The 14,001-nt window shown below is 41.2% G+C and carries 16 protein-coding genes and 1 pseudogene; 12 read left to right on the forward strand and 5 right to left on the reverse strand.

Going from position 1 to position 14,001, the window contains the following annotated elements:
• Positions 1-154 precede the first annotated feature (154 nt).
• From KW060_RS05035 to KW060_RS05045, 3 genes are read right to left on the reverse strand one after another with little or no spacing between them, the layout of a single operon-like run.
• The gene (locus tag KW060_RS05035) at positions 155-610 is read right to left on the reverse strand and encodes a hypothetical protein (RefSeq protein WP_249035284.1); all 456 of its coding nucleotides are present in this window, start codon (positions 608-610) and stop codon (positions 155-157) included.
• A complete protein-coding gene (locus KW060_RS05040; RefSeq protein WP_249035285.1) occupies positions 607-936 on the reverse strand; it encodes a rod-binding protein in 330 nt (109 codons plus the stop codon). The genes KW060_RS05035 and KW060_RS05040 overlap by 4 nt, the downstream gene beginning before the upstream one ends.
• Before the next feature lies 1 nt (position 937).
• Positions 938-2,128: a flagellar basal body P-ring protein FlgI gene (locus KW060_RS05045; RefSeq protein ID WP_249035286.1), complete on the reverse strand. Its 1,191-nt coding sequence runs from the start codon at positions 2,126-2,128 to the stop codon at positions 938-940.
• A gap of 301 nt (positions 2,129-2,429) precedes the next feature.
• On the opposite strand from KW060_RS05045, the gene KW060_RS05050 reads away from it, so the two are divergent.
• The 4 genes from KW060_RS05050 to KW060_RS05065 all read left to right on the forward strand — a co-directional run bounded on the left by KW060_RS05050 (position 2,430) and on the right by KW060_RS05065 (position 4,517).
• On the forward strand, positions 2,430-2,855 hold the full coding sequence (locus KW060_RS05050; protein ID WP_249035287.1) for a flagellar assembly protein FliX: 426 nt from the start codon (positions 2,430-2,432) through the stop codon (positions 2,853-2,855).
• A gap of 132 nt (positions 2,856-2,987) precedes the next feature.
• Positions 2,988-3,404 (forward strand): RNA polymerase-binding protein DksA, encoded by a 417-nt coding sequence (gene dksA, locus KW060_RS05055; protein ID WP_249035288.1) that lies wholly within the window; start codon positions 2,988-2,990, stop codon positions 3,402-3,404.
• Between the two features lie 120 nt (positions 3,405-3,524).
• Positions 3,525-4,028: a hypothetical protein gene (locus KW060_RS05060; RefSeq protein ID WP_249035289.1), complete on the forward strand. Its 504-nt coding sequence runs from the start codon at positions 3,525-3,527 to the stop codon at positions 4,026-4,028.
• Positions 4,029-4,055: 27 nt separating this feature from the next.
• A complete protein-coding gene (locus tag KW060_RS05065) occupies positions 4,056-4,517 on the forward strand; it encodes a YybH family protein (RefSeq protein ID WP_249035290.1) in 462 nt (153 codons plus the stop codon).
• 29 nt (positions 4,518-4,546) lie between these two features.
• Here the strand turns inward: KW060_RS05065 and KW060_RS05070 are convergent.
• Together KW060_RS05070 and KW060_RS05075 are read right to left on the reverse strand one after the other, a co-directional pair.
• Positions 4,547-4,813 (reverse strand): annotated as a pseudogene (locus tag KW060_RS05070) (flagellar hook-basal body complex protein); the annotation flags it as partial.
• A 50-nt stretch (positions 4,814-4,863) separates the two neighbouring features.
• A complete protein-coding gene (locus KW060_RS05075) occupies positions 4,864-5,655 on the reverse strand; it encodes a flagellar hook-basal body protein (RefSeq protein ID WP_249035292.1) in 792 nt (263 codons plus the stop codon).
• 295 nt (positions 5,656-5,950) lie between these two features.
• Here KW060_RS05075 and KW060_RS05080 point away from each other — a divergent pair, with 295 nt between their 5' ends.
• The 8 genes from KW060_RS05080 to KW060_RS05115 all read left to right on the forward strand — a co-directional run bounded on the left by KW060_RS05080 (position 5,951) and on the right by KW060_RS05115 (position 13,991).
• Positions 5,951-6,487, forward strand: a complete 537-nt coding sequence (locus KW060_RS05080; protein WP_249035293.1) for a flagellar basal body-associated FliL family protein — start codon at positions 5,951-5,953, stop codon at positions 6,485-6,487.
• Positions 6,488-6,512: 25 nt separating this feature from the next.
• Entirely contained in the window at positions 6,513-7,601 is a 1,089-nt protein-coding gene (gene fliM, locus KW060_RS05085) for a flagellar motor switch protein FliM (protein WP_249035294.1), read from the forward strand.
• Positions 7,598-8,056 carry a DUF6468 domain-containing protein gene (locus KW060_RS05090; RefSeq protein WP_249035295.1) on the forward strand — a complete coding sequence of 153 codons (459 nt, stop codon included), beginning with the start codon at positions 7,598-7,600 and terminating at the stop codon, positions 8,054-8,056. The genes fliM and KW060_RS05090 overlap by 4 nt, the downstream gene beginning before the upstream one ends.
• Positions 8,053-8,712 carry a MotE family protein gene (locus KW060_RS05095; protein WP_249035296.1) on the forward strand — a complete coding sequence of 220 codons (660 nt, stop codon included), beginning with the start codon at positions 8,053-8,055 and terminating at the stop codon, positions 8,710-8,712. Before KW060_RS05090 ends, KW060_RS05095 begins: the two co-directional genes overlap by 4 nt.
• A gap of 138 nt (positions 8,713-8,850) precedes the next feature.
• Positions 8,851-9,504 (forward strand): protein phosphatase CheZ, encoded by a 654-nt coding sequence (locus tag KW060_RS05100; protein WP_249035297.1) that lies wholly within the window; start codon positions 8,851-8,853, stop codon positions 9,502-9,504.
• A gap of 193 nt (positions 9,505-9,697) precedes the next feature.
• The gene (locus KW060_RS05105) at positions 9,698-10,330 is read left to right on the forward strand and encodes a hypothetical protein (RefSeq protein WP_249035298.1); all 633 of its coding nucleotides are present in this window, start codon (positions 9,698-9,700) and stop codon (positions 10,328-10,330) included.
• Positions 10,331-10,333: 3 nt separating this feature from the next.
• Positions 10,334-11,041, forward strand: coding sequence for an OmpA/MotB family protein (locus KW060_RS05110; protein ID WP_249035299.1), 708 nt, complete (start codon positions 10,334-10,336; stop codon positions 11,039-11,041).
• A gap of 13 nt (positions 11,042-11,054) precedes the next feature.
• Positions 11,055-13,991, forward strand: a complete 2,937-nt coding sequence (locus tag KW060_RS05115; protein ID WP_249035300.1) for a tetratricopeptide repeat protein — start codon at positions 11,055-11,057, stop codon at positions 13,989-13,991.
• Positions 13,992-14,001 lie beyond the last annotated feature (10 nt).

A 14,001-nucleotide genomic window follows, 5' to 3' on the forward strand; every position in this document is an offset into this window, starting at 1 on the left:
GAAGAGGTGAAAAAGATTCCGCCTATATAGGAAAAGATTGCATTATCGGGTGCGTTATGAAACATCGGTTGTATTAAGATTCAATAAAAAAAAGGCCCCCGTGAGAATGAATTCTCACGAGAGCCAAGTTGACAAGTTGGAGCTTGCGTTCGTATTAAACTGTTTGATTGATAGCCATAGTTGTCGTGCGACTGGCGACTGAATTATTCGCCATCTTGGCATTGCGGCCATATTTGGTGTTTGTTCCATTTTTCTTGGAAATTTCTTCGCTTATTTCCTTAATCATATTTTCGGTAAGCTCTTTTTTTGCTTTAATATAGCGGGTATGTCTTTCCAGCGTTTCCTGGAAAAAACGGCTTACCTTTTTCAGGGTGCGGACAATTTCACCGTTGCCAGCGGACGCAAGACCACCATTTGATTTGATGGTGTTCATTTCCTTATAATAGGATGCGGTCAAAATATTTTTGCGTTCCTGCAAATCTTTAATTTCGGAAGGGCGCTTTGATTTTAAACATTCCATTTCTTCGTTTAGAACCGAGGTCAATTGCTTGGTAATTTCAATTAAAGTCGAAACAGGATTATGCTCATGTGTCAATTGTTCTTGTGTCATCCGCCTACCTCCTGTGATTTAAGGATTTCTCTGTAAATGGCATCAGAAAGGCCGATACCGCCCTTGGATGTCATGGTTTTACCAAGTTCTTCATTCATTAAGTCACGGTATATTTCTTCTGATTGGCCGCCACCAAATGGACCGTCTGTTTTAATGCCGATCGACATTCCTTTTAACATTTGGGAAATAAAAACTGCTTCAAATTCATCAGCCGCTTTTTTGGCTGCAAATTCTCGTTCTGTCTTGGGTTCAGCGAGCGCTTGATTTTTAATCTTGCTGTTTGGGTTAATGTTCCCAAGTTGAAGTTGTGCAAAATTCATATCCATCTTACATCACCTCAATATCTGCGTGTAATGCACCGGAAACTTTAAGCGCTTGCAAAATAGCAATCATATCGCGCGGGTTTATCCCAAGGGCATTTAGCCCGTCCACCAAGTCTTGCAAATTAACGCCAGATTCCAGAATGGCAAATTTTCTGCCTATTTCGCTTTCATCTACTTCAACCTCGGTTCTTGGTACGACCTGTGTTTCACCACCTTCTGCGAAGGCACCAGGCTGTGATACCTGTGGTGTTTCCGTAACCCGAATGGTCAGGTTTCCTTGGGCAATCGCAACCTCACTAACCTTGACTTCGCTGCCAATTACAATAATGCCTGACCGTTCATCAACCACCACTTTTGCCCGTTGATCAGGATCAACATTAAGCTGTTCAATATCAGTTATGAAAGAGAACATATTGCCAGAATAACTATCTGGAACCGTGATTTCCACAGTTGCTGGGTCAAGCGGCGATGCCACTGGTGAGCCAATATGCTGATTAATAGCATATGAAATACGGCGCGCTGTTGTGAAATCTGGACTACGTAAAGATAGGTTTAAGCTGCTGTTATCATTCAAGGAATAGTTAAGCTCACGTTCGATAAGGGCACCATTTGGAATTCGACCCGCTGTTGGTACACCCTGTGTAACAGTTTCTGCAGCACCACCGGCAGTAAAACCGGAAATTTGAAGTGATCCTTGCGCAACCGCATATACATTACCGTCAGCACCGAATAGGGGGGTTACGACCAAAGTTCCCCCGCGCAGATCCTGTGCATCACCAATTGAACTAATACTAACATCGACACGGGATCCAACGCGGGAAAATGCGCTTAAATTCGCTGTGACCATTACGGCTGCTGTATTAACGGATTTCATGTTTGTGCCGCGGGTGTTAACCCCCATTCGTTCAAGCATGGCAATAATACTTTGTTCCGTAAATGGCGAGTTTCTTAACGTATCACCTGTGCCATTAAGGCCAACAACCAATCCATAACCAACAAGTTGGTTTTCTCTGACGCCCTCAAATGACACAAGGTCTTTGATGCGCGATTCTGCATTCGCACTTGTTGTTGTGAGGCATATTAATAATGCACCTGTTGTGATTGTAACGGCCTTTGCCGCACCTTTAATACTGGATGCAATCTTAAATGATTGGTTTGTTAGCATTCTGGCTAATATGGTAACGCGTGATAACATTTCATTTCCACTTGTCAAATTTCTTTTAATTATTCACAAATCTTTATGCGAAAATCGTGCCAGTTTTTGTCATTGTTTTAAGTTATTGAAAAATAAAGATATTTTTAAGTGTTGGGTTTTTGGTGAATATAAAAATGCTTTGGGCGGTAAAGTTTTTCCTAATAGTGGGGAAAGCATTGCCCAGTAAAATTTTGTTAATAAATTCTACTTATTATGTGGAAAGATAATTATATTTTGATACACTTTTATAAGTTGGCATTTAAAAAATAATTATACAGATTCTAATTCTTGAGATCAAACTATGAAGATTAAAGGCCCAGGCCGCGTTACAACAGGAAGAGTTGAAAAAACTAAAGGCAAGTCAAAAGCTGACGGTGTTGCGTTTGAAAAGGCGCTTGGTTCAACAGAAGAGGTCCAAGAAGCCGGCAGCATGAGTGGTACCGCCCCGATTACTTCTGTAAATAGTTTGCTGTCATTACAGGAAATGCCATCATCTACAGATGGCAGAGCCAAAACAATCGAGCGGGCAGAGGGACTTCTGGATCATCTTGAAGCCATTCGTCACGGATTGCTTTTGGGAACCATTCCGCGCGAACGGCTGACACGTATCGTGAGTGCGCTTGGGAAACAGCGGGAAAAGAATCTTGACCCCGCGCTGGTTCAGATCATCAACGATATCGAACTGCGTGCAAAGGTCGAACTCGCGAAACTAGAGTATCAGGGCTAAGTCCCTTAAAAAACTATTAGAATCGACGTCAAAAAAACTTCATAAAGCTCTGAAATAAAATTGCTTGAATTTTCAAGTGTACTTAAGTAGGTTGTCTCCACTTTATTGGGCAATAATAATATTGAGGAAATAATGTCAGTAGAATTACCAGAAGGATATGAACCTTCAGATAAAGAAGAGTTTATGAATGATCTTCAATTAGAATATTTCCGTCTTAAGTTAGTAGAGTGGAAAGATTCAATCCTAAGCGATTCTCGTGAAACGTTAAATCATTTACAAGAAGACAGCCTTAAAGAACCAGATATCGCGGATAGAGCATCTGCGGAAACGGACTGGTCTGTTGAACTTCGTACACGCGATCGTCAAAGAAAATTGATTATGAAAATTGACGCTGCCCTACATAGAATTAATGAAAAAGAATATGGTTATTGTGAAGTAAGCGGTGAGCCGATCAGCCTTAAAAGATTACAGGCGCGCCCAATTGCCACAATGACAATTGAATCTCAAGAAAAGCACGAAAGCTACGAAAAAGTGCATAGAGATCTCTAAAATAATTGAATATACTTTTTTAAAAGGACTGCTGGAAAACCAAGCGGTCCTTTTTTTGTTGTAATGTTTTGAATTCCATACAATTATATATTTTATACAATTTATAAGTGAGGGAACAAAATGACATTAATTAAAAATTCTATCGTAATATTTTTATCCACAATTTTTTTAATTTCATGCACAGAACAAAAAGATATGGAATACACAGAAGACCGTGGTTTTGAGGTCAACGAGCGATCATATCAATTGGGAATGTTAAGTGGCTTTGGCGAATTCGTTAAAGGGGGGATTAAACCACTTTCCGTCAGTACTTCTTTTTCATCATCAGATATGGATATTATTTATCCTGATTTGGAAATTGTCGCAAAAAGGTTAGGGATTAAAGTTTACCGGGAAACATCACCAATGGAAACGGACCTATTCCCATTTTCAAGGGATGAGATTGTCATTTTTTATATGGGTGATGTGCTTGATCAATATCTGGCCGTAAAGGCACGTAAACAAGCACTTCTTGATAATGACCAATATGTTGGTGAGGCCAGAAGACAAATCGCATATGATTTTGGAAAGCTGATGGGCTATTCCGATGAGGGTATCGAACAATTCTTGAGTTCTAGTGAATAATAAATATTGATTTTAAAAGGTTTTATTATGAAAAAAACAATTTTAATTACGCTTTCATTTCTGCTTGCAGTTTTTGCACAAACTATCAATGCGACTGCAGCGGATGATGCGCCGCCAGTGATCGCAGAATGGCAGAAATTCTGGAACACATACGATCTTGATCAAATGAATGAATTATTTATCAATAGTGATAGTCTGACCTATTTTTCATCAGAAAAAGAAGGTTTGATCAGGGGCTATGAAGAAATGATCGAACACCATAAAGGGTTCGGCTTTGTGCCTGGCGGTAAACAATCGGAGGCAAAATTATGGCTCGAAAACATCGAAACAGATTACATCGGTGATATTGCCGTGGTTGCGGCGATCTGGAAATTTGATGTTTTTCGTGATGGCAAACAAGTGTTAATGCGCGGTCCTGTTAGCTTTATTTGTTCGAAAGACAGTAACGGTAAATTCAAATTGCACCATGTGAATTTTTCGAACTATTGATTTAAGTAGAGGGTACTATATCAGGTATATGAATTTACAAGCTCGCCTTGTGATGTCACGCGGTAAACACCGGCTGTTCTAACACCAACACCGATTTGAATACCGGTTGGGACCACTGTACCGGCATCTGATGATGCGGCACCGGCGCTTTCAATGTTTTGATAAAGCAAATCTTGAAACTCTGCGCGCTGACGTTTGTAAGCGGTGGTGTTCATATTTGCGATGTTGTTGGAAATGACCTCAACATTTAACTGTTGAGCGAGCATTCCTGTGGCTGCGATACTAAGGGCTTTCATTTTAAGCTACTCCTTGTTTTCTGTAAATCACGTCGGTTCCTGGCGACGGATTAGGCAAATTTCGTAATCTTGTTAATGGCGGATGATTGAGTTTCTTGAAGTTTTTCCATAGTTCTGGATGTACTTGCATAAGAACGACTAAGTTCAATCATATTACTAACTTCGAGCACTGGTGAAACATTTGATGTTTCAAGCATACCTTGGGTAACCAGATAGCCTTCGGCAGGTGTGCCGAGTTCTTCAGAGGTATAAAGATTGTCGCCAATCTTTCTCATAGCGCCATAATTTTCAAATTCAACGACTGCAATTTTTGCAATTTCGCCGACCTCGTCAGCAGAAACTGTGCCGTCTTCGGCAACCTTGAAGCCATTAGAAGTGATAGGAATTTCGATAGGGGCGTCGCCATCATCAAGAATGACATGCCCTTGTGGAGTAACAAGTTCGTTATTTTCAGAAATTGCAAAATGACCATTGCGGGTAAATGCAATCGTGCCATCCATTTTACGAACTTTAAACATGCCCGGACCTTCAAGCGCAATGTCAAGCTGGTTGCCGGTTGCGGAAAGTTCGCCGTTTGTCATTTGACGGGCGATGCCTTTTTCCTGAACGAATGATACTTCCCTGAAGTCTTTCGGAAGTGACCCGTCAACTTGGGAAAGATATTCGCTGAACATGATTGATTCACGTTTGTAACCCGTGGTGTTCATGTTCGCTATGTTATTTGCAATAATATCCATCTGACGGCGCATTGCCACCTGATGTGATAAGCTAACTAGAATTTGTGTGTCCATCTCTAACGGTCCTTCTGTCCATTTCGATTGTTCCTGACTCACATGATGCATAAACCGTGCCAAATTATAAAATTGTTTTATTTCAATGGCTTAATGTTGCTGCTTGTGTGTTGAAATACCAAAATGGCAGAGTTTGCCGTGCAGAATATGCCGCTTTTAGCTGTATAAGAGATGATTTTAATCGGGGACGAAAAAATGAATTTACTTCTTATTGCAATTTAGCTGTGTTAATTATAAATATTAACCATAACGGATGTTGAATTTCCTAACGAATTCTTAACCTTACGGTTATAGCATGTGAATTTGTATAAATAGATTGATAATAATATCAGGAATATAATATCTCATGAGTGATGAAGAAAACGCTGATTTAGAAGGTGGCCTTGAAGACGGCCTAGAACAGAAAAAGTTCAGCGGCAAAAAAATGATCATGATCATTGTGCCAGTGTTGCTGTTGCTCATCGGTGGTGGTGCGGCTTACATGTTTATGGGCGGTGATGAACCAGAACAATTGCTTGATGAAAATGGCAATCCGATTGTTGCTGAGGCAGAGGCCGAAGAAGAAGAGGCGCTTGAGCTGTTATTCTATGATATCGAACCGATGCTTGTGAATTTGACATCGGCTGGCGGCAAGTCAGCATATTTAAAATTATCTGTGACACTCGAAGTGGATAAACAAAGCTCCGTTGAGGAGCTTGAATTAAATCTGCCGCGAATTGTTGATAATTTTCAAGTTTACTTAAGAGAATTAAGATTGGAAGACATCAACGGTTCAGCCGGTATGTTCCGCCTTAAAGAAGAATTGTTGATACGCGTGAATGAAACCATTTACCCGACAAGGGTGAATGATGTGCTTTTTAAAGAAATGTTGATTAACGGTTAAACCGCTTTTCAATAAGGATTAATGAATGTCAGACGAAGACGAAGAAATTGATGATGATGCAGTTGCCGCCGAATGGGCTGCGATGGCAGAAGCTGATGAAGAGGGAGATGGCGAAGGCGATGACGATATGGCCTCGGCCATGGGGATCGACCGTGTTCTTGACCAAACAGAAATTGACAGTCTTCTCGGATTTGATGGCGATGATGACGGCGAAGGGACCAAAACCGGTGTTCAGGCGCTGATCAACAGTGGTCTTGTTGCTTATGAACGCCTGCCGATGCTTGATATTATTTTTGACCGTTATGTCAGAATGATGTCAACGTCACTTCGTAATTTTACTTCTGATAACTTTGAAGTGTCGATTGATAGTATGACATCAATTCGTTTCGGGGATTATCTAAACTCAATCCCGCTTCCTGCGATGCTTGCTGTGTTTGAGGCACGAGAATGGGAAAATCACGGTCTTATTACCATTGACAGTAATATGATTTATTCCGTGGTGGATGCACTTCTTGGTGGTCGTCGCGGTAACGCGCCGATGCGTATTGAGGGGCGTCCTTATACTACCATCGAACATACTCTCGTTGGTGAAATGCTTAATGTAATGCTTAAGGATTTATGTGGTGCGTTTGAGCCATTAAGCCCGGTGACGTTTGAACTGGATAGAATGGAAACCAACCCGCGCTTTGCAACCATTGCCCAGTCCAGTAATGCCGCATTGCTTATTAAAATGCGTGCCGATATGGCGGATCGCGGCGGAAAAATGGAACTGGCGTTGCCATATGCGACGATCGAGCCGATCCGTGAATTATTGCTTCAACGCTATATGGGCGAAAAATTCGGCCGCGACAGTATTTGGGAAACCCATTTGGCCAACGAAATAATGATGACAGATGTGGATCTTGATGCGGTTCTTGATGAACAGAAAATGACACTCGGCGAAGTGATGGGCTTTGAAGTTGGTCAGACATTAATGTTGAATGTTGGTCAGGATGCTGATGTAGATATTCGTTGTTCCGGTGTTCCGATGCTTAAAGGAAAAACGGGCATGATGGGCCGTCATAAGGCCGTACGTGTTGAGCGTATTGTAGGAATGAATGAAAGGCAGTCATGACATTTACTGCAGAAAACCTAATTAACATCGTAATTTTGATCATGCTCGCCGTGATGATAGGCTACTGTGTTGTATTAAATAAGCGATTAAAGGCATTTCGGACGATCAAGCAGGAAATGGCTGATATGATTAATCAGCTAAATACGTCGACAGCAAATGCACAACGTTCAATCGCAGAATTTAAAAATTTGGTATTAACTGAAGAAAAAAAACTGGCAGACAAATTAAAAGAAGCTGCTGATATGGCCGATGAACTTGATTTGATCAACAAAACCGGATCAAATTTGGCCGATAGAATTGAAAAAGGGCTAACCTCTGGCAAGACGGAAGCACTAAAAGAAAGTTTTTCATTTTTTGATGAAGATGAGAACGTGACGGAAGAGGCCGCCGGACAAGATGAAAACGCGACGGATGAAACATCTGAATTACGCGAAAGTTTAAGGAATGTACGATGAAATCGAAGTTACAAGTATTTCCAATGATGATTATTGCTGTTGTGGCTGTCTTTGGATTTAAGTCATACGATTTTGCGATGGGTCTTGGTAATGAACAAGAAACCCCCGAAGAACTTGCTGTTGAAATGAGCAATGTTGCCACCGCAGCCGGTCAAGAAGCAGAAGAGGGTGAAGTCGTCGATGACGGTATCGCGCCAGAAGATATTCCGCCGGTTAGTTATAATGCCAATGGTATGCCATATACAGGGCAAGAGATTGAAATGCTTCAACGACTTGCAGAACGTCGTGAAGAATTGGATCAACGTGAACGTGATATGGAAGTTCGTGAGAAACTATTGATTGCGACTGAAAATAATATCGATGATAAAATCGAGAGATTGAAAAATATCGAAGCACAAATCCGTACATTGGTTGAACAGCATGATGCACAAGAACAAGCGCAAATTCAAAGCCTTGTTCAAACATATACTGCGATGAAACCAAAGGATGCAGCCAATATTTTCAATACCTTGGATATGGAAATTCTTATTGCAATTATTGAACAAATGAATCCTAAAAAAGTCGCGGATGTGCTTGCGAAAATGAATACGGCGTCTGCAAATCAGATCACTGTTGAGCTGGCTACAAGGAAGAAACTTCCAAATATCGAAGGTTAAGTTTCAATAATTTAGCCATTATTTTGTAATTTTTTAAATTAAGAAGCCGTTTATTTAACGGCTTCTTAATATCTATTTTGTATCTTATTTTTCTGTTTATACCTCGGGGTGGGTAAATATTGTAATTGGAGAGCAAGAATGCAGGATACTACGGCGTCAATCGAGGACCGCATTGAAAACGTCAAAGAAAAATTCGATAACCAGATTCCGGTAGAAGATGTTTCCAAGGTTGTATCTGAAGTTATGGGGTCAATTGATGGTGAAACACCCATGGATGACTTGCATGTTAAGGATGAACTTAAGGGACTTTTGAATTATATCCAGCAGGCAAAAGATGAAATTTCTGCTCTTAGGCCAAAAGAATATGGAACAAACCGCATTCCGGAAGCTTCAAATGAACTTGATGCAATCGTAAGTCATACTGAAAAAGCGGCCGAAACGGTTATGGATTCTGCTGATGAATTGGGTGAGCTTGCAGAAAAATGTGACGAAGAAGTTTCTGCGCGTCTTATGGATATTTCAACTGTACTTTTTGAAGCATCGGGTTTTCAGGATATTACAGGGCAGCGCATTAACAAAGTTGTCACAACACTTGCGCATCTTGAAGAAAAGTTATCTGCACTTGCTGAAGCCATTGGCGACGCCGATGTTGATGAAAAAGAAGAGGTCGCAGACGAAGATATCTTTGATAAAGTCGATGAAATGGCAAACGAAGAATTCTTAAACGGCCCTCAATTAGAAGGTGAGGCCCAGGATCAAGCAGCCATTGATGCACTATTTGACGATTTCTAATTGGTTTTTCAAAAGATTGAATAAGGTTAGGAAATTGTATATTGTCATAATTGGTTAAAAATTATGGTTAATTTCGAATATGGAACAAAAAACGCGAAATCATTTGTTTGATGCTGGTTCAAACAAAAATAAGTCAGGAGGAGACACCACAAGTTTATTTGTGTCGCTCTATCTTATTATTTTAGCGTTTTTTATGGTCCTGAATTCAATTTCAAATCAAAGCCAGACAAAAGTAGAATCTGCAACGGATAGCGTGAGCAGGGCATTTGATAACCCCTTCGCGCCCGAAGCCGATTTTATTGATGTTGCTGAAACCGAAGATACACTTCTGCCTAATGATGAATTTTATGAGCAGCTCCAAGGGGTGTTTGCATCACTTATTGGTTTTGAAGGAAAGTTTCCGACGCAAGGCGGGAATGTAATTCGTGTCGAATTTAATCAAAGCGACATTTACGAAGAAGATAGCGCCACATTTCGTGACGATCAAAGAGCTTTCTTTTTTCAGCTATCAAGATTTTTGCAAAGTGAAAGTGTCGGTACTATCCGTGAAATTGAATATATGATTTATTCAGGTGACGATTTGCCTGCAGGTCCCGCGTATTGGGAGGATGTTTCAATCCTTCGTGCAGGTGCCATTATTGAGCGCCTTAAAGAAACAGGTGTTCGTGAGAACCAATTATCAATCGGTGTTGCTGTCGGTGAAGAAGATATGATCAAAGTATCATTCTTCATCAGGGATGCGATATCATCACGTCAGAGCTTAGAAGACGCTGACCGTCAGGGATTAGGTGAACAACCCACCGCCATTCCACCAGGGGGGGGCTAACTGATGGAACAGGAACCGATGATTGAAGAAAATAAATCAAACCCGAACAGCTGGATGATAATCTTTGCTGATTTGTTGGCGTTGTTACTGACATTTTTTGTTTTGATGTTTTCCATGAGTTCTGTGCAGGTTTCGGAGTGGCAAGCACTTGTTACATCATTGAGTGAAAACCTGAACCCGGAACGTGCAAAAATTGATGATTATGATTGGAATAAAATCGACGAAGCTTTGATTTTAGAAGAAACAGGAATGAACCTGGATTACTTGAAAAATGTGTTCGAAGACAAAATGTCGCGTAATGCTATTCTTTCCAGAAGTACGGTAACGGTTCTTGATGACCGTCTTGCTATTTCATTGCCGTCTGATCTTATTTTTGAACTTGGACAAGCAGAGCTTGAACCTGATGCACGTGCTGCGATGATTGAACTTGGTGAAACGCTTAGAACCATTGATAATGAAATTATGGTTGTTGGACATTCTGACTTATCGCCGATCAGTGGCCGTTTTTATCCAACGAACTGGGAACTGTCATTAGTTCGAGCAATTTTAATTTCAAGGTTAATAAAAACCGGTGGTTATGAAGGACCGATCGAAGCTTATGGTAATGGATCATCAAGATTTTCAGAACTTGATGAATCAATCCCCCTTGATCAAAGATATAATTTGGCGCGTCGCGTTGATGTAATTGTTTTGCAGAAGAAGAGAAATTGATAAAGTGATTTCAATGATAAAAATAATAAAAAATAATACCTGCAATAAAATCAAATGGGTGGTGTCGATATTGATGTCGCTTATGTTTGTTACACAAGTATATGCACAAGACAGGCTCGCTGTCCGTTCCGGAGATCATCCAACATATAGCCGTGTTGTATTTGATTGGACGCGGAATGTGACTTATTCGCCAGTTCTGGATAATGATGTTCTTACAATTACATTTAATGCTGATGCGGTACCGGATTTTAGTTCCGTGATGATAAATGGTCCGGCATTTTTCAGAAATCCAGCTTATAGTTCGCAAAATGGCAATTTGGTTGTGACATTTGATACTAATAATGTTGATCGCATACGTCATTTTACATCAGGTACCAAAGTTGTTGTGGATTTACTAAGTAATGGTACACCACTTCCTGCAGATAATGTTACGGCAAATGTTGTCTCTGCTAATCAGGGTGGTGCAACGCAGCCACCTGCAACTGTACCGACACCAGCGCGACCTGATAATACAGCGAACGATGCGCCTGTGACCAGTCCAGCTCCTGTTTCTGTTGTTGATAATAATGCATTTGATGGTGAACTTACCATCAGGGCTCGTGCCACCAACGATGCATATATCATTGATTATTATTGGGATAGCGATGTTAAGGCCGCAAGCTTTATTCGTGCAAACAAATTGTGGGTGGTGTTTGATAAATTTACCACCGCAAATCACGATGCGATGAGACCGTTACTTGGTGACCGTGTATTAACAGCAGATCAGCTTAGTGATATTACGCCAACCGTTCTTTCTTATAATATTGCACCAAATCAAAATGCACGTATGGTTAAGACAGGGCGGGGATGGCAAGTATCGCTGCGTTCAAATATAGCCGTGCCGCAATTACCTATTGAAATTGGCCATCAAAGCATCAGTAATGTGGGTGAGAATATTTTCCTTGTAGGAAGTGATTTTGGTGATGTGGTTAGTTTCGAAGATCCCTTGATTGGTGATGATTTAACAGTGGTAACCGCAAGTCAATCTTCACATGGCGTCATTGAACAGAATAATTTTTCTGAATTTAATATTTTACAATCTGCACAAGGCATCGCGCTTCAATTAATTGCGGATGACATATTTGTAACACGCCATGATAATGGGGTTTCCGTATCTGGTCAGAATGGCTTGGCGATTACCAGAAGCTCGGTACCGATTTTCAATGATAATCAAGCGATAGCAGCAAATGGGGCGGAAGCGCCAGAAACATTAATGTTGCTCGATTTTTCCAAATGGGAAGAGGGGCCATTACAGACAACGGATTTCACCGATAATCGTCACGAATTACTTTACAGGCTTTCAACATCAACCGAAGATGAACGTAATGAGGCCAGGTGGAACCTTGCAACGTTTGATCTAGCGCATAATAATGCGGCCGAAGCATTTGGCGTCTTACAGTTGATGGCAGAAGATGAACCGGCCTTTTTAGAAAATCCGTCTTTTAGAGCCTTACTCGCCGTCTCCAATATTAAGCTGCGCCGCTTTGAAGAGGCACTTGAATTATTATCACACCGTGCATTCCTCGCGGAACTTGATGCTATTTTGTGGCGAGCACTTGCGCATGAAGCGTTAGGTAACCATGCGGCGGCCATGGAAGATTTCAACAAAGGTATTGATGTCATTTCCTTGCAAACAAACGATAACAGAGTTGCATTTTTATTTTCTGCAATCCGCAGCGCTGAAGTTGTCGGTGATATTGAATTTATGAATGGCCAGATTAACGGTATGGCCAATACAAGACTTAACGCAAAACAGCTGACTGAACTTGATTATTGGAAAGCACGTATGGCAGAAGGCGTCGGCAACGAACCACTAGCGGCTGATCTTTATGAAAGTGTTATGGCAACGAATGTGCGCTACCCAGCGGCACTTGCGAAATTCGCTAGGTTTAAACAACAATTCCGCACTGGCGAAATTGATGCGATCCAGGCCATAGATGCACTTGAAAAATTACGCTTTGCGTGGCGTGGTGATAAATTTGAATTGGATATTCTTGAACAGCTTGGTGATCTTTATGTTGATATGGGTGAATACCGCGAGGGGTTATCCATATTACGTCAAGCGGCGACATATTTCCCAAGATCGCCAAGAACCCGTGATTTAACCCGACAAATGGGTGATATTTATCATGAGCTATTCTTAGGCGGTGGCGCGGATAACATGGCGCCACTTAAGGCTATGGCACTGTTTCTTGAATTTCGTGAGTTAACACCACTTGGTGCAGATGGGGATACTATGTCCCGTAATTTGGCGCGTCGTATGGTGACTGTTGATCTTCTTAATGATGCAGCAGAGCTATTGGAACATCAAGTGAAAAACCGACTTCAAGGGGTGGCTCGTGCGGATATTGCATCGGATCTTGCGATGATTTATTTGATGAATAAAGAAGCGGATAAAGCGCTTCAGACATTACGGGCAACGAGACAAGCGCAAATCCCATTAGATATCGAACGCACACGCAACATGATTGAAGTACGTGCCTTGGTCGAGCTTGGTTCTTACGAGGAAGCAGAAGTGATGCTTGAAGGCGTCGAAGGTGATGATGCTGAAAACTTAAGAGCGGATATATTCTGGAAAACAGAAGATTGGAATAGAGTGGTTGACCATGGATACAGAATGCTCGGTGATCGCTGGACAGATAGTGCAGAGCTGAATGATTTTGAAAGACAATCTGTTTTACGTATCGCTGTTGCGCTTGCGCTTGATGAAGACCGTAATGGCCTTGAAGTTTTAAGAAATCAGTATCTTACTCACATGGAAAATGGGTTGTTTTCTGATGCATTTGAACTGATCACATCAGAAGAGCAAAGATCGGGTGAAGATATCAGGCAGGTTACACAAGCAATCGCAAGTGTGGATCGTCTTGAAACATTTATGGATTCTTATCGTAACGAATTTGCGACGAACTAATTATTTTGAA

It is taken from the genome of Pseudemcibacter aquimaris (assembly GCF_028869115.1).
In the GTDB taxonomy this organism is placed as follows: domain Bacteria; phylum Pseudomonadota; class Alphaproteobacteria; order Sphingomonadales; family Emcibacteraceae; genus Pseudemcibacter; species Pseudemcibacter aquimaris.